This is a genomic window from Microbacterium sp. Mcb102 (assembly GCF_024519805.1).
Lineage (GTDB): Bacteria > Actinomycetota > Actinomycetes > Actinomycetales > Microbacteriaceae > Microbacterium.
In genome coordinates this window covers 389,202-407,734 of sequence record NZ_JALJRG010000003.1, presented here as the reverse complement: position 1 = coordinate 407,734, position 18,533 = coordinate 389,202, and the positions used below count along the sequence as shown (strand labels likewise).

Sequence of the window (18,533 nt, the reverse complement as noted above, 5' to 3'; positions counted from 1 at the left end):
CGGGAGATGGGAGTACACGTCCCGGGCGTTGTCTTCACGGAGTCGGACTTCGACCTTCCTCCGACGACGCCCGGTGAGCTCGCCGTTCAGCTTGGCTACTCGGACGGTGGCGGCGCGGTACGACGTGTGCTTCGCACCGGGTTCCTGAGCGTGAGAAGAATGCACGATGGGATCCAGTGACTGAGCATCAGATCAACTATGTGTGGGAGCACCTCCGCTCCCGTCGTTAAGTGCCAGTCTCGTGGAGAAGGATCCTAAAGGTGGGATGACCTCTTCCATGGACCCCAGGCACACTGCTTACGGGGGCGCTACACCGGATCACATAGTTTGACGATCCCGGTCGGACGGGCTTCTCAGTGACTCCAGTGTTTGCCTGAATCAGATATGACAGATCTGGATCATGATGAAGGACGACCCATAAGTGAGCCCGCGGCGTCGAGCCCGAGGCGCGGCATCCGGCTCAACTTGATAATGGTTCTCATTAGCGTTTAGAGTGAAGGCATGAAGAAGCCCGTCGTCGCCCTCGCCCTCGCATCCGTCGCCGCCCTCGCGCTGGCCGGATGCTCCACCACCCCGGCAGCGGGAGAGGGCGACGACGGCACCATCACGGTCGTCGCGAGCACCAACGTCTACGGCGACATCGCCGCGCAGATCGGCGGCGACCGCGTCGAGGTCGAGTCGCTCATCACCTCGGCCTCGCAGGACCCGCACTCCTACGAGGCGACCGCGCGCGATCGCCTCACGGTGCAGAAGGCCGACCTGGTGATCGAGAACGGCGGCGGCTACGACGCCTTCGTCGACACCCTGCTGCAGGACGCGAAGGACCCGCACGTCGTCACGGCGGTCGAGTTCTCGCACGATTTCCCCGGCAACGAGGGGCACGACGAGGCCGAGCACGACCACGCCGACGAAGAGTCCCACGACCACGATCACGCCGAGGGCGAAGAGGGTCACGAGGGGCACAACCACATCGAGGGCTTCAACGAGCACGTCTGGTTCGACCCGCACACGATGATCCATGTCGTCGAGGCGATCTCCGACGAGCTGGCCGAGCTCGACCCCGACGGCGCGAAGGAGTTCGCGGCCAACGCCGACGAGATCGTCGCCGACCTGGAGGGCTTCGAGGCCGACCTCGAGACCATCAAGACGGATGCCGCAGGGGCCACGGTCTTCATGACCGAGCCGCTGCCCGGCTACCTCGCCGCCGCGGCCGGCCTGACCGACGTCACCCCCGAGGGGTTCGCCGAGTCGGTCGAGGAGGGCACCGATGTGGCTCCCGCCGTGCTGCTCGAGGCGCTGAAGGTGATCGAAGACGGACAGGCCACGGCCTTGCTGACCAACGCGCAGACCGGAGGAGCGGAGACCGAGCGGGTGGAGGCGGCCGCGAAGGATGCCGGCATCCCCGTCGTCGCCTTCACGGAGCTGCTCGAGGACGGATCGTCGTACTCTGAGTGGATGAGTGACGCGATCAAGAGCCTCGCCGCCGCCGTCCAGCCGTGAGTGGGGGCGCTCCGGTCCTCGAGATCACCGACGCCGCACTCCAGCGCGGGGATCGCGAACTCTGGTCAGGGCTCGACCTGACGGTGCAGCCCGGTGAGTTCATCGCGGTGCTCGGCCCGTCCGGGTCGGGCAAGACCACCCTGCTGCGCAGCATCCTCGGCCTGCAGCCGCTGTCTTCGGGATCGATCCGTGTCGCGGGGGAGCCCGTGCACCGTGGCAACCCCCGCATCGGCTACATCCCGCAGCAGCGCAACCTCGCCCCCGACACCAGCATGCGGGCCCGCGACCTGGTCGGGCTCGGCGTCAGCGGCAGCCGGTTCGGGTTCCCGATCCCGCACCGCGGCGACCGCGCCAAGGTCGACCGGCTGCTCGAATCCGTCGGAGCCTCGCATTTCGCGGATCGGCGGGTCGGCCTGCTCTCGGGCGGCGAGCAGCAGCGACTCCGGGTCGGGCAAGCCCTCGCCGACGAGCCGGCGCTGCTCCTCTGCGACGAGCCGCTGTCGAACCTCGACCTGGCCAACCAGCTGGCCGTGACCGACATCATCGACCGTCAGCGCCGTGACCGCCAGGCCGCGGTGCTGTTCGTCACGCACGACATCAACCCGATCCTCGGCCGTGTCGACCGCATCCTCTACATCGCGGGCGGCCGGTTCCTCCTGGGCACTCCCGACGAGGTGCTGCAGACCCGCGTGCTCAGCGACCTCTACGGCACCCCGGTGTTCGTGCTCCGCGCGGGCGACCGGCTGGTCGTCGTCGGTGTTCCGGATGCCGAGCCGCACCACGACCACGGCGACCACGAGCACGGAGGAGCGGCATGAGGCCCCTGGTCGACTGGAGCGACGTCTTCTCGTTCCAGGACTACGGCGAGCTTGTCGCCCTGCTGTCGAACTCGATCATCGCGGGTGCCGTCCTCGGCATCGTCGGCGGACTGATCGGCGTCTTCGTGATGCAGCGCGACCTCGCGTTCGCGGTGCACGGCGTGAGCGAGTTGTCGTTCGCGGGTGCCGCCGCCGCCCTGCTGTTCGGCGGCAGTGTGGTGTTCGGGTCGTTGGCCGGCGCCCTGATCGCGGCGATCCTGATCGGCATCCTCGGCGCCAAGGCCAGGGACCGCAACTCGATCGTCGGGGTGCTGATGCCGTTCGGCCTGGGCCTCGGCATCCTGTTCCTCTCCCTCTACGACGGCCGCAGCGCCAACCGGTTCAGCCTGCTCACCGGCCAGATCGTGTCGGTGTCGAGCCCCGACCTCGGCTGGCTCATCGGCATCAGCATGGTCGTGCTGCTGGGGCTGCTCGTGATGTGGAACCCGCTGCGCTTCGACTCGCTCGACCCGGAATCGGCTGCTGCGCGCGGAGTGCCGACCCGTGCCGTGAGCCTGCTGTTCATGGTGCTGCTCGGCCTCATCGTCGCGGTGAGCGTGCACATCATCGGTGCGCTGCTGGTGATGGCGCTGCTGGTCACACCCGCCGCCGCCGCGATGCGGGTCACGGCCGGCCCCATCGCGGTGCCACTGCTGTCCGCCCTGTTCGGATTCGTCTCGGCCGTCGGCGGCATCCTGCTCGCCCTCGCCGGCACGCTGCCCGTGAGCCCGTACATCACGACCCTGTCGTTCACCATCTACGTCGTGTGCTGGATCGTGCAGAAGACACGGGCCCGGGTGAAGCGCGTCCGGGCCTGAGCCATGCACGGGCGCGTCCACTCCCAGCCCTCGCCAACCCCTGCGGCCTAGACTCGTCTCATGGCTCAGCGGAACACCTGGCAGCGCGAACGCGTGCGCGAAGCACTCGCCGACGCGCGCGGTTTCGTGAGTGCGCAGAATCTCCACGCCTCGCTGCGTGACGACAACACCGGCATCGGCCTCGCCACCGTGTACCGCGCGCTCGCCGGCCTCGCCGCTTCCGGTGACGCCGATTCGCTGCAGAGCCCCGAGGGCGAGGCGCTGTACCGCGCCTGCACGACGCAGGGTCACCACCACCACCTCATCTGCCGGTCCTGCGGCCTGACGGTCGAGATCGAGGCCAAGGACGTCGAGCAGTGGGCGCACCGCACCGCGGCGCTGCACGGATTCACGGATGCCGCACACGTGGTCGACATCTTCGGGCTGTGCACGCCGTGCACGAACAAGCGAGACGCCGAAAGGGCTGCGAACGCGTGAGCCCCTCGGCAGGTACGGCGACCCGTCACGGTCACACGCATCGCCCGGCGCCGTCCGCGCGCTCGGCCTGGATCGGAGTCGGTCTCGGCGTCGTCATCATCGCGGCGCTGTTCCTGATCGACGCCTTCGTGCCCACGCTCTTCCCCGCAGCCCTCCCCACCCGCGCGCAGGACGGCCTCACCCTCGCGCTGAGCGTGCTCATCGAGGCGCTGCCGTTCGTGATCCTCGGCGTGCTGCTGTCGATCGTGGTGCAGGTGTGGCTGCCGCCCGACGTCATCCACCGCTGGCTGCCTCGGCGCGCCTGGGCCCGTCGAGCCGTGCTGTCGCTGCTCGGCATGTTGATCCCGGTGTGCGAGTGCGGCAACGTGCCCTTCGCCCGCGGGTTGATGATGCGCGGGCTCGCTCCGGCCGAGGCGATGACCTTCCTCATCGCGGCGCCGATCGTGAACCCGATCGTGATCCTCACCACGCACGCGGCATTCGGCTGGGACGGCGGCATCCTGGTCGCCCGCCTCGTCGGCGGCTACCTGATCGCGAACCTGATCGGCTGGATCTACAGCCGCCATCCCGACCCGGACGGCATGCTCACGCAGCGCTTCGTCGACACGTGCGACCGCGTGACGCACGAACCGGGCACGCCGGTGCGCCGCAGCCTGACGCAGTTCCTCGTCGAGCTGCGCGCCGTGATGCCCGCGCTGGTGATCGGCTCGGCGCTCGCCGGAGCCGTGCAGGTGCTCATCCCGCGGGAATGGCTGCTGGCCATCGGGTCGAACCCGGTGCTGTCGATCGTCGCGATGATGATCCTCGCGATGACCGTCGCCATCTGCTCGAACGTCGACGCCTTCTTCGCGCTGTCGTTCGCGTCGACGTTCTCGTCCGGTGCCATCGTCGCCTTCCTCCTGGTCGGCCCGCTCGTCGACGTCAAGATGCTCGCGCTCATGCGCACCACGTTCACGACGCGCACCCTCGTCGGCATCGTGGGCATCGTGCTCGCCTCGGCGTTCGCCATCGGGATCGGGGTGAACGTCCTTGTCTGAGCAGACCGCCATCCGCGCCCGCGCGCTCGGCACCCGCTGGCTGGGTGTGGGGCTCGCCGCCGTGATCTCGGTCGTCACGCTCGGCCTCGGCCTCACCGGGCGTCTCAACCTCTACATCAGCCCCGAGTCGGTGTGGTTCGCGTGCACCGCCGCGGTCGTGACCCTGGCCGGTGCGATCTGGTCGTGCACGCTCCCGCTCGGCGAGGAGGGCGATCACGGGCACGATCACGGGCCTGCCCCGGTGGTCGCAGAGGGCTCGGATGATGCCGATCACGGCTCGCACCCCGCGTCGCCTCGACGTTCGCTCGCGGGTGTCGGTGCTGTCGCGGGCGGAGTGATCGCCACGGGCGTCGTCGCGGCTGCCCTCGTGCTGCCGCCGGCCTCGCTGTCGGTCGAGCTGGCGATGTCGCGCGCGGGCGAGCAGAGCGCACTGTTCGCGGGGTCGGACACTGTCGCGCTCGGCGTCGCCGACACCTCCACGTTCGGCGTGGGGGACTGGGCGAGCGTCTTCGCCGCGGCCACGAACACCGCCGCCTATGACGGCGCACCGGTGACCCTCACGGGCTTCGTGACACCCGATTCCTCGGGCGATGACGGCGTGAACCTCACCCGACTGGTCATCACGCACTGCGTGATCGACGCACAGACCGCCGCACTCCCGGTCGACGTCGACCCGGATGACTACGCGACCGGACAGTGGGTCGAGATCACCGGGACCGTGCGCGCGGATGCCGACGGAAAGCTCCGTATCGAGCCGACCGATGTCGTCGCGATCGACGAGCCGGGGGATCCGTATGAGTACTGACGACGATCGCCCCGAGGTGCCCGCCGTTCCGCAGACTCGTGCGGAGATGCGCGCGGCCAGAGAGGCAGCCGAGGCGGCCGAGGCGGAACGGATCGAGCGCGCGCTCGCGACGCACCATGAGCCCGAGCCGAGCGCCGAGGAGCCGCGTGCCGATGCGGGCGAGACTTCTGCTCGCGAGGCCGCTGCCCGTGAAGCCGCTGCTCGCGAAGCCGCCGCCCGTGAGGCCGCTGCCCGCGAGGCCGCGGTTCGAGAGGCAGGCGATCGCGAGGTCGCGGAGCAGGAAGCCGCCGCCCGCAAGATGGCCGCCTTCGAGGCCGCTGCGCGGGAAGATGCCGAGGCGACGGCGCTTCCGTCCGTTCCTCTCCCCACGGAGCCCGTCGTCGTGGGTGCGGCCCCTTTCGTCGCGTCCCCTGACGCTCCCGATGCCGAGGCCGGCGCCGAGGCCGAAACTGATGCCGAGACTGAGCCGCGCGATGCGGCGTTCGATCCGGCCGATTCCCGCGAGCCGTCCGCACGCGAATCTGCCCGCACCCCCGCGACGTCGCGCCGCTTCCTCCTTACGATCGGCGCGGTCCTCGGCATCCTGGTGCTCGTCGGCACCGCGTTCGGGATCGTGAGCCTCCTGCAGGGGCCACGGATCAGCGAGGTGCAGGTCGACACCGCGCAGGCGATCGAATCGTCCGGGAGCCGGGTCATCCTCACGGCGAACCAGGCGCTCGCGGACATCGATCCCGAGCAGGTCACCGTCGAACCGGCCGTGCCGTTCACGGTCGATGCATCGGGTCGGGGCGTCGGTGTGCGCTTCACGGTCCCGCTCGACGACTCCACGAAGTACACCGTGCGTGTCGCCGATGTCACCGGTGCCGGTGGGGGTCCCTCGACGACCCTGACGACGAGCTTCGAAACCCCGGCATCCCACATCTTCATCCTGCGCCGCGATGTCGACGGCAAGGACAAGATCTTCCTCACCGACCTCAAGGGCGATGGGGTGGCGGTCTACGAGCACGACAAGATCAACGACTTCCGGGCGACCTCGAACCAGCTCGTCGTCGCGGTCGAGGAGGGCGAAGGGTCCCGGCTGCTCGTGATGGACCGCGACGGGGCGAACCAGCGCGAGCTGAAACTGCCCGGTGACGGCTACGTCGGCGCGATCCAGGTCTCCGAGCGCGGCGGCCTCGTCGGCTACAGCTACTCCGACCGCGAGCTCAGCGACGACGAAGGGCGAGCGAGCGTGCTGGTCACGCAGTCGCTGAACGGCAAGGACGACCCTCAGGTCATCGAGGTCGCGGGCGAGGAGGCGAGCGTCTTCGTCTGGCAGTTCGTGCCCGACAGCGCCGCCGTGCTGTTCATCGACTTCGACGGAGCGCTCTCGCTCGTCGACCGCTCGAGCGATGCGGGCGTGCAGTCCCTGGGGCTCGCCGCGACCATCCAGGGCATCTCCCGAGGTACCTACACCGCGATCGTCGAGCGGCTCGACGCCACCGTGGTCGAGCTCGACCTCGCCGACGGATCCGAGAAGCCGCTCGCGGCATCCGATCCCGACTACGGCACGGCCTCCTCGATCACGCCGTACCCCGGTGGCACGCTGCGGCACGTGGTCTCGCGCGACGATGCCGGACTGCCGGTGGGGCAGGCGGTGATCCGCGTCGACGACGACGGCACGGCGACCCCGCTGGTCGAGGTCAGCTCGGCGGATTCGATCCTGCAGGCGTGCGCATCCCCGAGCGGCCAATATGCAGCAGTCGTCGTCGCGCCGGAACTGGCGAGCAACCCCTACGACGGGATGCTGCTCCCGCTGCCCGAGAACGTCGAGACGCATCTGATCGACATGGAGTCGGGCAAGGAGATGGTCGCCCTCACCGGCTTCGACGTCTCCTGGTGCCAGACGGCACCGCGGTTCTGACATGTCGCCGCGCGATGCCCTGCGCCGTGCCGCGCGTGCCGATCTGGGCGGCTCCGCGGTCGACGTCGCGCCGCGACTGCTCGGGGCGGAACTGCGCACGTTCGTCGTCGGGTCCGAAGCCACAGACCCGGTCGAGGTGCGGCTGCGCATCACCGAGGTCGAGGCGTACCACGGGCGGGGCACCGGCGAGATCGCGGACCCCGGATCGCATGCGCGAATGGGGCCGACCGCCCGCAACGCCACGATGTGGGGTGAGCCGGGGCACCTCTACGTCTACCTGAGTCACGGCATCCACTCGTGCGTCAACGTCGTGTGCGGGCCGGAGGGACAGGGCGACGGCGTGCTGCTGCGGGCCGGCGAGATCGTGGCCGGAGCGGATGCCGCGGCTCGGCGGCGCGGCGCGGTGCTGCCTCTCGGTCGGATCGCCTTTCGCGACCTCGCCCGAGGACCGGGGCGTCTCGGTCAGGCCGTCGGGTTGCGGCATCCGCTGCACGACGGGATCGACGCCGTCACGGGGGAGGAGCAGCACGGGGCGCGCGCCGAGCTGTGGTTGGGCGTGCCGCGGGATGACGTGGTGCGCGGCCCGCGGGTCGGCGTCGCCGGAGTCGCCGGCACGCACGCGTTCCCCTGGCGCTTCTGGATCGATGGCGACCCCACCGTGTCGCCCTTCCGCTGGGGGCGGGGCGCGGCCGAGGCCGCGGCGCTCGACGGCACTCCGCCCGTGCTAAACTGACTCTTTGTCTGCGCACACTCCTGTGCGCAGTTCGCGTGCTTCCCCTTCTGCGGCCGAGAGATCGGCGGGTCGAGGTTGCGTGCAGACAAGGGATCTTGGGTGAGGCCGTCCGGTCTCACGGTATAGAAGGAGTCACATCATGGCAGCAGTGTGCCAGGTGACCGGAGCTGTTCCCGGCTTCGGACACAATGTCTCGCACTCGCACCGCCGGACGAAGCGCCGCTTCGACCCGAACGTGCAGAAGAAGACGTATTTCGTTCCGTCGCTCGGTCGTAAGATCACGCTCAACGTGTCCGCCAAGGGCATCAAGGTGATCGACGTCCGCGGCATCGAGAACGTGGTCAAGGACCTCCAGGCGAAGGGTGTGAAGCTCTAATGGCCAAGAAGGCTCAGGACGTTCGTCCGATCATCAAGCTGCGTTCGACGGCAGGTACGGGTTACACGTACGTGACGAAGAAGAACCGCCGCAACACCCCCGACCGCCTCGTGCTCAAGAAGTACGACCCGGTCATCCGTCAGCACGTCGAATTCCGAGAGGAGCGTTGATCAATGGCTAAGAAGAGCAAGATCGCTCGCAACGAGCAGCGCAAGGTCATCGTCGAGCGTTACGCCGAGCGTCGCGCCGAGCTGAAGAAGACCCTGGTCGACCCGAACGCCACCGACGAGGCCCGCGAGGCTGCACGCGTCGGCCTGCAGAAGCTGCCGCGCAACGCGTCGCCGGCTCGCGTGCGTTCGCGCGACGTCATCGACGGCCGCCCCCGCGGTGTCCTCACGAAGTTCGGCATCTCGCGTGTCCGCTTCCGTGACATGGCACACCGTGGCGAGCTGCCCGGTGTCACCAAGTCGAGCTGGTAAGTCTCAGCTGACAAGGGGCGAGGATCTTCGGATCCTCGCCCCTTCTGCGTGCCCCGCGCTTCGTCTTGCGTTGTGGTGCCCCTGCGTTGTGGTGCCCCTGCGTGGTGATGCCTCGCGTGGGGTGCCCTCGCGTGGGGTGCCCTCGCGTTGTGAAGGACTTCTCGCGCTTTGAAGGACGCGAGGCAGTATCCACTCCTTCATTCCGCGTCTTCTCCTTTATTCGGTGCGCGGGCGCGGGCCGCGCGGGTGCTCTGAAGGAGTTCTCACGCTCTGAAGGCCTGCCGACGGCGTCCACTCCTTCGCTCCGTGTTTTCTCCTTCAGATCGTGAGATCAGACGTGCCCGGCGGGAGAGCGGGCGCGTTCGTGGGGGCTGGATGCTCCGCAGGGAGCTGTCCTGCACAGTAACCGCTCGCTGAAGAACAGTGCCCGCTTGCCGGGATGGCGGTCACCCCTGCGCCAGGCGGGCGGGCACGATCGTTCGATGGATCCCGTGGATGAGCTGAGCCGTCGTGGAGGAGTCGCACGAGTGCGCACGCTTCGAGAAGCCGGTGTGAGCGAGTACGCGCTGCGGCGGTCGAAGGAGCAGGGCGAGATCACGACCGTGCGCCAGGGGTGGGTGGCGCTGCCCGACGCCGATCCGCAGACGGTCGGAGCGGTGTCCCGCGGAGTCGTGCTGAGCTGCGTGACGGCGGCGGAGCGGTACGGGCTCTGGGTTCCCGCGAAGGCGGCGCTCCACGTCGCCGCCCGCCCGAACTCTGCGCGCATTCGGGTGCCGTCGCAGGTCGTCGTGCACTGGTCGAAGCCTGTGGTCCTGCGTCCTCCGGACGCCGCGGTCGACGAACTCGTGAACGCCCTCGCTCTGATCGCGCAGTGCCAGCCGTTCGAGACCGCCCTCGTCATCTGGGAGTCGGCGATGAACAAGGGGCTCATAGACGACGCGAGGCTCCGAGGCCTCGAGCTTCCGCCGCCCGCCCGAACGCTTCTCGCGAGGGCGCGCCCCTTCGCGGACTCCGGGCTGGAGACCATCGTCTTCCATCGGCTCCGGTGGATGGGGCTCCGGATGCTGCCGCAGGCGTGGGTCGTGGATCGCCGGGTCGATCTCCTCATCGGTGACCGGCTGGTGATCCAGCTCGACGGCGCGACCCACACAGGGGCGCAACGGACCAGGGACATCGCGCATGACGCGCAGCTGCTGATCCGGGGTTACCGGGTGCTGCGTTTCAGCTACGAGCAGGTGATGGAGCGCTGGCCCGAGGTGCAGTCGGTGATCATGGAGGCCGTTGCGCAAGGAGCGCACGTTGCATGACGGCGTACCACCCGCGCAACGCGAAGGAGATCTCGCGGCATGAAGGAGCGGATGCCGTATCCACTCCTTCATGCCGCGAGATCTCCTCCATTCCGTGTCTTCGAGTCTGCCCGGCGCAAGCCGGCGTCACGCGACGGGTGCGGTGGTGTGCGCGACGGCCCAGGTGAGGGCCTCATCGGCGATCTCTTCCCAGCCGTCCTGGCTGACCAGGCGGTGGGTGCGCCCGGGGTACTCCTTGTACTCGACGACGGCGGGGCTGCCGGTGGAGCGGTACTTCTGCACGATCGCACGACCGATCGCCGGCGGCACGACGTGGTCGATCTCACCCGTGATCACATACAGCGGGGCCCGGTCGGTGCGCGCGTAGTCGACGTGCGTGACGCCGCCCTTCTCGTTGAACGCGGATGCGACGCCCTCGAAGAAGACCCGGTTGTAGGAGTTCACGGCCGATTCCTCCCAGAGGCGGTCGGACTCGGCGCGGCTCAGGTCGTTGCCGAACGTGAAGTGGAAGTGGCGCTTCGACAGCGGTTTGGCGCCGTTGCGGCCGAAGGGGTTCGCGAGGATCGGGGTGCCGGTCCAGAGCGTCGACAACGGCAGGGTGGTGATGCCGGCGGTCTGTCCCGGGGCGACGCCCACGTATGCCGCGCCGACGCCGCGGTCGGCCAGCATCTGCGTGATGACCCCGCCGAAGGAGTGGCCCATGACGATCGGCTTCACGGGCAGCGAGCGGATGATGCGCTCGTAGTGGTCGACGATCTGCTTCAGTCCGATGCCCTTCAGGGCGGACGGGTCGCGGCGGATGTCCTCGACCGAGCGGTCGTCGATGCCGGGCCATCCCGGGACGATGACCTCGTGGCCCTTCGCGCGGAAGCGCTCGGCCCAGGTGTTCCAGCTGGTCGGGGTCATCCACAGCCCGTGGATGAGGACGATGGGGGTCTTGTCGGTGGTGTTCATGATCTTCTTCTCTCTGTTCGGCTCCCGCTGATCGGAAGTGCGTTACGCTGATAGTAGACCGAACGTTCTATCTACCACAACCTATTCCCAAAACCGGGAAAACGGATTCGGATGCCGGGGTTCGGATGACACGATGAGAGGAAGATCATGGACACCACGACGAAGCGCCCCAGCCCCGCCCGCGCACGGCTGATCGATGCCGCCACCCGCCTCTTCTACGAACAGGGCATCCACGCGGTCGGCGTCGACCGTGTGATCGAGGAGGCCGGGGTCACTCGCGCGACCCTCTACAAGCAGTTCGGCGGCAAGGAGAACCTCGTGCTCGCCTATCTCGGCCACGAGGACGAGATGCTCCGCGCGATGTTCACGGAGGCGGGAACGACCGTCTCCGATCCTGACGCGCTGCTGGATGCGGTCGTCCAGGGCATCGCCGCCGACATCCGCGAACACCATACGCGGGGCTGCCCCTTCATCAACGCGGCCGCGGAGTATCCGGATGCCGGTGGGGCCGTGCGGCAGCTCATCGACGAGCACCGGGAGTGGTTCCGCTCGACGCTGCAGCAGGTCGCCGAGGCGGCCGATCTCGAGCGTCCCGAGGAGGTCGCAGCCTCCCTCGTGCTGCTGCGCGATGCCGCGCTCGTCGGCGGATATCTCGACGGCGAAGGCCGCGTCAGCCCGGCGTTCGAGCGCACCGCCCGGGCCGTGATCGACGCGCACCGCGCTCGCTGACGACCCTCGAATCTGTGACTGGAGTGGCCAAAGTGGTGCGACACGCCCAGTAATTGCCCAAAACCCGCGAAATGACGCGGAAATGCGGGTGGTGGTTGATACATTCGAGGCGGTCACTAGACCAGGAGCATCCGCTCCGATACCCACAACGATGCGACGGGATCTCGTCGCTGGAGGATGACATGGCTGACAAGTCCATCACCAAGACCGAGCTCGTCGCGAGCATCGCAAGCGCCACGGGCCAGAGCCAGGCCACCGTCTCCGGTGTCCTCGACTCGCTGTTCGCCACGGTCTCCGACGCTGTTGCCAAGGGCAGCAAGGTCTCCATCCCGGGCTGGATCTCCTTCGAGCAGGTCGACACCGCTGCTCGCACGGGCCGCAACCCGCAGACCGGCGCCGAGATCAAGATCCCGGCCGGCAAGCGCGTCAAGGTGACCGCTGGCTCCAAGCTCAAGGCTGCCGTCAAGTAATCTGACCGCACCTCATCGAAGGCCGCTCCCGTTCCGACGGGGGCGGCCTTCGTGCTTTCCCCCCTCCGGGCGCGCCTAGGCTGGAGGGGTGAGTTCCCGCAGCGAGTCGACGAGTCGGATCTCGGCGTATCGCGTCGCCGGGATCGTCATCCTCCTCATCGCGGCGCTGGTCGCCCTGACGCTCGCGCTCCTCGTCGGCGGAGGCGCGAAGCCTCCGCTCCTGCAGGACCCCGGCCCGTTCGTGCTCTGGGGCACGCCGATCGCCAAGCTCGTGATGAACATGTCCGGCGCCGTGATGCTCGGCTCGCTCGTGCTGGCGCTGTTCGGGCTGCGCGCGGGGGATCGCTCGTTCGACGCCGCGCTGAACATCGCCTCGGTCGGCGCCGCCGTGTTCACGATCTCGGCTGGCCTCGCCGGGTTCCTCGCCTTCATGGCCGCGTTCAACCCGAAGCTCAGCATCGAGCGCGAGTTCGGCACACAGCTGGGCCGCTTCCTGCTGGAGCTGCCGCTCGGCCAGTCCTGGCTCATCACGACGCTCTTCGGTGCGATCATCACGGTGCTCGCGTTCGCCTGGCGTTCATGGACGCCCACGCTCATCACGGCGCTGCTGGCCGCGGCATCCTTCCTCCCGCTCGCCACGCAGGGCCACGCGGGCGATCTCGCCGGGCACAACATGGCGGTCAACTCGATCCTGCTGCACACGATCGGCGCCGCCGTCTGGCTCGGCGGACTTCTGCTGCTGATCCTGCTGCGCGGACGTGCCGACGTCGACACCGCGAGGCTCGTCGGGCGCTACTCGTCGCTCGCGATCGCCGCCTTCGCCGTGGTCGCCGTGTCGGGAGTCACGCGATCGATCGTCGCCGTCGGCGACTGGAACGCGCTGTGGACCACGCCCTACGGCTGGATCGTGCTCGCCAAGGTCGCACTGCTGGGTGGCATGGGCCTGCTCGGCGCCTGGTACCGCGCGCGCCTCATCCCGAAGCTCGCCGGAGCCCGTGCCGCCGGCTGGTTCTGGCTGCTCGTGCTGTGCGAGGTCGCGCTGATGGGCCTCGCCTCCGGCGCCGCGGCCGCGCTGGCCCGCACACCCCCTCCCACCGGCGAGACCGCCGCCTTCCTGCAGACGCCCGCCCAGATCCTGACCGGAGCGACGCTGCCGCCGGAGCTCACCCTCGAGCGCTGGTTCACGGCATGGGACATCGACGTGCTCTGGCTCATCGCCGCGGGCCTCGGACTGTTCTTCTACCTGGCCGGCGTGTGGCGCCTGCACCGGCGTGGTGACCGCTGGCCGATCCATCGCACGGTCTTCTGGGTGCTGGGGGCGCTGCTGCTCGTCTGGGTCACCGGCGGGCCGATCAACGCCTACCAGGAGTACCTGTTCAGCATCCACATGATGGGCCACATGATGCTGTCGATGGCGATCCCGCTGTTGCTCGTCTCCGGGGCCCCGATCACCCTCGCGCTGCGTGCCATCCACAAGCGAGACGACGGCACCCGTGGCGGCCGCGAGTGGATCATGTGGGCCGTGCACTCGCCGTTCGCCCGCGTGGTCACGCATCCGTTCGTCGCGGCGGCGATCTTCATCCTGTCGCTGTGGGCCTTCTACTTCACCGATCTCGTGCGCTGGTCGATGTTCGAGCACCTCGGTCACGAGTGGATGGTCATCCACTTCCTGATCTCGGGCTACCTGTTCGTCATGAGCCTCATCGGCGCGGACCCGGTTCCCTACCGTCTGCCGTATCCCGGACGCCTGATCACGCTGATCGCCGTCATGGCGATGCACGCCTTCTTCGGCATCGCGATCATGATGCAGGAGGGGCTGATGGTCGCCGACTGGTTCGGGGCGATGGGTCGCGACTGGGGTGTGGACCCGCTGCAGGACCAGTACGTCGGCGGCGGCATCGCGTGGTCGATCGGGGAGATCCCGACGCTGATCCTCGCGATCACGGTCGCCATCCAGTGGAGCCGCAGCGACACCAAGCTGCAGCGTCGGGCGGACCGGCACGCGGATCGCACGGGCGACGCGGAGCTCGAGGAGTACAACGCCAAGCTCGCCGCGCTCGCCGAACGTGACCGACGTGAGGCCGAACGCACGTCTTAGATGCCGACAGGGTATCGCGTAATGCAATAACGATACTTTACAAGTATCACTGCGTCTTCTTACGGTGGAGGTTCACACGACTTGCCACGACGAAAGAGGTCTCCACAGTGAGCCAGTACAGCCCCGCAGAATTGGCCCAGCAGCTGGGCGGCGGGCTCCTCTCATTCCCGGTGACCACCTTCGACAGCGCTCTGGAGTTCGACGAGAAGGCGTACCGCGACCACCTCGCGTGGCTGAGTGGGCACCCGGTGGCCGGGCTCTTCGCCGCCGGCGGCACGGGGGAGTTCTTCTCGCTCTCGACCGCCGAGGTCGCCCGGGTCGTGAAGACGGCTGTCGAAGCATCCGCCGGAGCCGTGCCGATCCTCGCCCCCGCCGGTCGCTCGACCCGCGAGGCGATCGAACTGTGCGCCATCGCCGAAGAGGCCGGAGCCGCCGGCATCCTGCTGTTCCCGCCCTACCTGACCGAGGTCTCCGACGCCGGAGCATACGAGCACATCGCCGCGGTGCTCTCGGCGACGCGCCTTCCCGTCATCGTCTACGCCCGCGCGAACATGATCCCGGCGCCCGAGACGGTCGCTCGCCTGGCCGAGAACTTCCCCAACTTCATCGGCTACAAAGACGGCATCGGCGACCTCGAAGCGCTCGCGCGCGTGATCGACGCCGCCGGCGACCGCCTGCTGTACATCGGGGGGCTTCCCACCGCCGAGACCTTCGCGCTGCCGCTGCTCGAGCTGGGTGTCACGACGTACTCATCGGCGATGTTCAACTTCGTGCCCGAGTTCGCCCTGGGCTTCTACGCCGATGTGCGCGCCCGCGACCACTCCGCCGTGCGCGCCAAACTGCGCGACGTCGTGCTCCCCTACACTCGCATCCGCGACCGCGGCAAGGGCTACGCCGTCTCGATCGTCAAGGCGGGGCTCGACGCCGTCGGCCGCCAGGGCGGCCCCGTGCGTCCCCCGCTCAGCAACCTCACCGACGCGGAGCGCGCCGACCTCGCCGAGATCGTGCTGCGGGCCAACGCATGACCACAGTGCAGGCGACCGCCGGATCGTTCATCGCCGGTGACGAGGTCGTGCAGGGCGCCGGGCAGATCCAGTCGGTCGACCCCGCCACGGGCCGGGCTCTGGAGCCCATCTTCGCCCTCGCCACGGCCGAGCAGGTGCAGGATGCCGTGGATCGCGCTCGCGAGGCGGGCGAGGTCTACCGGGCCACGACCGCTGCCGAGCGTCGCGCGCTGCTCGAGTGCATCGCCGCGCAGCTCGAGGCCGTGGGCGATGAGCTCGTCGAGCGAGCCCACCTCGAATCCGGTCTGCCGCTCGGTCGCCTGCGCAGCGAGCTGGGGCGCACCACCGGGCAGCTCCGCTTCCTCGGCTCGACTCTCACCGACGACACGCTGCACGTCGACGACGCGCTACCCGAGCGCACGCCGCCGCGGCCCGAGTTGGTGCTCCGGTCGGTGCCGATCGGCACGGTCGTGGTGTTCGGATCGAGCAACTTCCCCCTGGCGTTCTCGAACGCGGGTGGCGACACGGCATCCGCTCTGGCCGCCGGATGCCCCGTCATCGTCAAGAACCACGAGGCGCACCTCGGTACGACTCGCCTCGTCTCTCGGGCCATCAGCGCCGCGGTCAAGGAAGCTGGCCTCCCCGGTGGCGTCTACTCGGCGCTCACGATCGACCGTGAGCTGGCGGGCGCGCTCGTCGCGAATCCCCTCGTCGATGCGGTTGGGTTCACCGGTTCGCGCCGCGCCGGGCTGGCGCTGCGCGCCATCGCCGACCGGCGCCCCGTGCCGATCCCGGTGTACGCCGAGATGAGCAGCATCAACCCCGTCGTTGTGCTTCCGGGAGCGGCGACCGCAGAGACCGCCGACGGCTTCGTCGACTCGCTGACCCTCGGTTCCGGCCAGTTCTGCACGCAGCCGGGTGTGCTCTTCGTGCCGAACGACGCCGACCGTTTCCTCGGCCGTGTCGCCGAGCGCATCGATGATGCGGCCGGTCAGACGATGCTGACCTCGGGCATCGCTGCGGCATTCGCCGACGGCATCCGTCGCCAGGCCGAGAGCGCGACCCTGCTCGCGGAAGGCCGCACGGGTGAGGGGGCGAACGCGCCCGCACCGGTCGTCTACGACGTCGCCCTCGACGCCTTCGACCACGAGGGTCCGCTCAGCGAAGAGGTCTTCGGGGCGAGCTCGGTCATCGTGCGCTACGACTCCGTCGACGATGTGCTCGCCGCACTCCGCCGACTCGACGGACAGCTCACGGGCACGGTGCATGCGACCGACGCGGAGATCACCGACGCGGGTCGCGTCGTCTCGGCCCTCGAGCGCATCGTCGGACGCATCGTCTTCAACGGGTGGCCGACGGGAGTCGAAGTCGCCGGGGCGATGGTGCACGGCGGACCGTACCCCGCGACATCCGAACCGCGAACGACGAGTGTCGGCGCGCTCGCGATCGAGCGCTTCCGGCGCCCGGTCTCGTACCAGAACGTACCGGCGGGCCTGCTGCAGCGGGTCGGACGCCGGGACTGAACAGACCGCCCGGGCCGACGGCTGGGGCGATGGAACCATGAGAAGGGAAATGCAATGACGCACAGAGCTACCCGAAGGAAGGCGCGCGCGACGACCGCGCTCGCCACCCTCGTGATCGCAGGGCTCGCCCTCGCCGGATGCTCCTCCGGCGGAGGCGCGAGCGACCAGAGCCTCACTCCGGAAGACCTCGACGCCGCTCTCGAAGCGGGCGGCGAGATCACGTACTGGGGCTGGAGCCCCTCTGCGCCCGCACAGGTCGAGGCCTTCGAGGCCGCGTACCCGAACGTGACCGTCAAGTACGTCGACACCGGTGGCGGCGGGGCGCACAACCTCAAGCTGCAGAACGCGGTGACGGCCGGTCGAGGCGCCCCCGACGTCTCGCAGCTGGAGTACCACATCCTCCCGCAGTTCGTGCTGGGCGAGTCGGTGCAGGACCTCACGTCGCTCGGCTTCGACGAGCTCGAAGACGACTTCACCGAGTCGACGTGGGATTCCGTCGCGCTGTACGACGGCATCTGGGGCCTTCCGCAGGATGCCGGCCCCATGGCGCTCTTCTACAACAAGGACGTGTACGACCAGTACGGGCTGACCGTGCCGACCACGTGGGACGAGTTCCACGAGCAGGCGGCGAAGCTGCAGGCGGCCGACCCGTCGAAGTACCTCGCCGGAGACTTCGGCGAGCCCTCGTTCACGACCTCGATGATCCGCCAGGCCGGCGGCCACCCGTTCACCGTCGACGAGACCGACGTGACGATCGCGCTCGACGACGAGGGGGCGCAGCGCTGGACCTCGGCGTGGAACCCGCTCCTCGAGGAGAACCTGCTCGACACAAAGACCGCGACGTGGAGCGACGAATGGTACGTCGCCCTGGGCGACGGCTCGATCGCGAGCATCGTGTCGGGTGCATGGATGGCCGGTGTTCTCACGAACAGCGTCGCCGAAGGCTCCGGCTCGTGGCGGGTCGCCCCGATGCCGACGTACGGGGATGACCCGACCACCTCGGAGATGGGCGGAAGCTCGCACGTGGTGATGAACCAGAGCGAGAACAAGGCGCTGGCCGCCGCGTTCGTGCGCTGGCTGAGCCACGACCCCGAGAGCGTCGCGATCTTCATGGAGTCCGGCGGATTCCCCAGCACCGTCGCCGACCTCGAGTCGGATGCCTTCCTCGGCGCGACCCCGGACTACTTCGGTGGCCAGCAGATCAACGAGGTGCTTCTCGACTCGTCGAAGAACGTCGCAGAGGGCTGGCAGTTCCTCCCGTGGCAGTCGTACGCGAGCAGCATCTTCTCCGACACCGTCGGCCCGGCGTACGTCAACCACACCGACATCAACGCCGGACTGGAGGCGTGGCAAGCCGCCAACGTCAAGTACGGCAACGAGCAGGGATACACGGTCAACGCAGACTGACCGCCGGCAGGGCCATCCACCACCCCGGGGGATGGCCCTGCCATCGTCGTGAAAGG

At 68.8% G+C, this 18,533-nt stretch carries 19 protein-coding genes; 18 read left to right on the top strand and 1 reads right to left on the bottom strand.

Translation table 11 applies throughout. The features are described 5' to 3' along the window. Positions 1 to 501 precede the first annotated feature (501 nt). From OC372_RS10835 to OC372_RS10780, 12 genes are all read left to right on the top strand, one after another. Positions 502 to 1,500, top strand: coding sequence for a metal ABC transporter solute-binding protein, Zn/Mn family (locus tag OC372_RS10835; RefSeq protein WP_262001981.1), 999 nt, complete (start codon positions 502 to 504; stop codon positions 1,498 to 1,500). After that, on the top strand, positions 1,497 to 2,318 hold the full coding sequence (locus OC372_RS10830) for a metal ABC transporter ATP-binding protein (protein WP_262001980.1): 822 nt from the start codon (positions 1,497 to 1,499) through the stop codon (positions 2,316 to 2,318). Before OC372_RS10835 ends, OC372_RS10830 begins: the two co-directional genes overlap by 4 nt. Further along, a complete protein-coding gene (locus tag OC372_RS10825) occupies positions 2,315 to 3,175 on the top strand; it encodes a metal ABC transporter permease (RefSeq protein ID WP_029264379.1) in 861 nt (286 codons plus the stop codon). The genes OC372_RS10830 and OC372_RS10825 overlap by 4 nt, the downstream gene beginning before the upstream one ends. A 60-nt stretch (positions 3,176 to 3,235) precedes the next feature. After that, a complete protein-coding gene (locus OC372_RS10820; RefSeq protein ID WP_029264380.1) occupies positions 3,236 to 3,652 on the top strand; it encodes a Fur family transcriptional regulator in 417 nt (138 codons plus the stop codon). Further along, positions 3,649 to 4,689 carry a permease gene (locus OC372_RS10815; protein WP_105711704.1) on the top strand — a complete coding sequence of 347 codons (1,041 nt, stop codon included), beginning with the start codon at positions 3,649 to 3,651 and terminating at the stop codon, positions 4,687 to 4,689. The genes OC372_RS10820 and OC372_RS10815 overlap by 4 nt, the downstream gene beginning before the upstream one ends. Continuing rightward, complete coding sequence (locus tag OC372_RS10810) at positions 4,682 to 5,494, top strand: TIGR03943 family putative permease subunit (protein ID WP_081859923.1); 813 nt, start codon at positions 4,682 to 4,684, stop codon at positions 5,492 to 5,494. Before OC372_RS10815 ends, OC372_RS10810 begins: the two co-directional genes overlap by 8 nt. Continuing rightward, entirely contained in the window at positions 5,484 to 7,397 is a 1,914-nt protein-coding gene (locus OC372_RS10805; RefSeq protein WP_262001979.1) for a hypothetical protein, read from the top strand. The genes OC372_RS10810 and OC372_RS10805 overlap by 11 nt, the downstream gene beginning before the upstream one ends. A 1-nt stretch (position 7,398) precedes the next feature. Then, a complete protein-coding gene (locus OC372_RS10800) occupies positions 7,399 to 8,130 on the top strand; it encodes a DNA-3-methyladenine glycosylase (protein WP_262001978.1) in 732 nt (243 codons plus the stop codon). A gap of 139 nt (positions 8,131 to 8,269) precedes the next feature. Beyond that, positions 8,270 to 8,506, top strand: coding sequence for a 50S ribosomal protein L28 (rpmB, locus tag OC372_RS10795; protein WP_017203559.1), 237 nt, complete (start codon positions 8,270 to 8,272; stop codon positions 8,504 to 8,506). Next, positions 8,506 to 8,676, top strand: coding sequence for a 50S ribosomal protein L33 (gene rpmG, locus OC372_RS10790; RefSeq protein WP_017203558.1), 171 nt, complete (start codon positions 8,506 to 8,508; stop codon positions 8,674 to 8,676). The genes rpmB and rpmG overlap by 1 nt, the downstream gene beginning before the upstream one ends. Positions 8,677 to 8,679: 3 nt before the next feature. Next, positions 8,680 to 8,985 carry a 30S ribosomal protein S14 gene (rpsN, locus tag OC372_RS10785; protein ID WP_017829734.1) on the top strand — a complete coding sequence of 102 codons (306 nt, stop codon included), beginning with the start codon at positions 8,680 to 8,682 and terminating at the stop codon, positions 8,983 to 8,985. Positions 8,986 to 9,467: 482 nt separating this feature from the next. After that, a complete protein-coding gene (locus OC372_RS10780) occupies positions 9,468 to 10,292 on the top strand; it encodes a DUF559 domain-containing protein (RefSeq protein WP_262001977.1) in 825 nt (274 codons plus the stop codon). A gap of 126 nt (positions 10,293 to 10,418) precedes the next feature. Here OC372_RS10780 and OC372_RS10775 read toward each other — a convergent pair whose 3' ends face one another. Continuing rightward, positions 10,419 to 11,246, bottom strand: a complete 828-nt coding sequence (locus OC372_RS10775; RefSeq protein ID WP_105711701.1) for an alpha/beta hydrolase — start codon at positions 11,244 to 11,246, stop codon at positions 10,419 to 10,421. A 147-nt stretch (positions 11,247 to 11,393) separates the two neighbouring features. Between OC372_RS10775 and OC372_RS10770 the strand changes: the two genes are divergently transcribed. The 6 genes from OC372_RS10770 to OC372_RS10745 all read left to right on the top strand — a co-directional run bounded on the left by OC372_RS10770 (position 11,394) and on the right by OC372_RS10745 (position 18,477). Then, complete coding sequence (locus OC372_RS10770) at positions 11,394 to 11,975, top strand: TetR/AcrR family transcriptional regulator (RefSeq protein WP_262001976.1); 582 nt, start codon at positions 11,394 to 11,396, stop codon at positions 11,973 to 11,975. 182 nt (positions 11,976 to 12,157) lie between these two features. Then, a complete protein-coding gene (locus tag OC372_RS10765; RefSeq protein ID WP_017203554.1) occupies positions 12,158 to 12,445 on the top strand; it encodes an HU family DNA-binding protein in 288 nt (95 codons plus the stop codon). A gap of 88 nt (positions 12,446 to 12,533) precedes the next feature. Next, a complete protein-coding gene (locus OC372_RS10760) occupies positions 12,534 to 14,543 on the top strand; it encodes a bifunctional copper resistance protein CopD/cytochrome c oxidase assembly protein (protein ID WP_262001975.1) in 2,010 nt (669 codons plus the stop codon). A 107-nt stretch (positions 14,544 to 14,650) separates the two neighbouring features. Continuing rightward, on the top strand, positions 14,651 to 15,568 hold the full coding sequence (gene kdgD / locus OC372_RS10755; RefSeq protein ID WP_105711700.1) for a 5-dehydro-4-deoxyglucarate dehydratase: 918 nt from the start codon (positions 14,651 to 14,653) through the stop codon (positions 15,566 to 15,568). Further along, complete coding sequence (locus OC372_RS10750; protein WP_262001974.1) at positions 15,565 to 17,070, top strand: aldehyde dehydrogenase (NADP(+)); 1,506 nt, start codon at positions 15,565 to 15,567, stop codon at positions 17,068 to 17,070. The genes kdgD and OC372_RS10750 overlap by 4 nt, the downstream gene beginning before the upstream one ends. Positions 17,071 to 17,124: 54 nt before the next feature. Next, positions 17,125 to 18,477, top strand: coding sequence for an ABC transporter substrate-binding protein (locus OC372_RS10745; protein WP_262001973.1), 1,353 nt, complete (start codon positions 17,125 to 17,127; stop codon positions 18,475 to 18,477). Positions 18,478 to 18,533 lie beyond the last annotated feature (56 nt).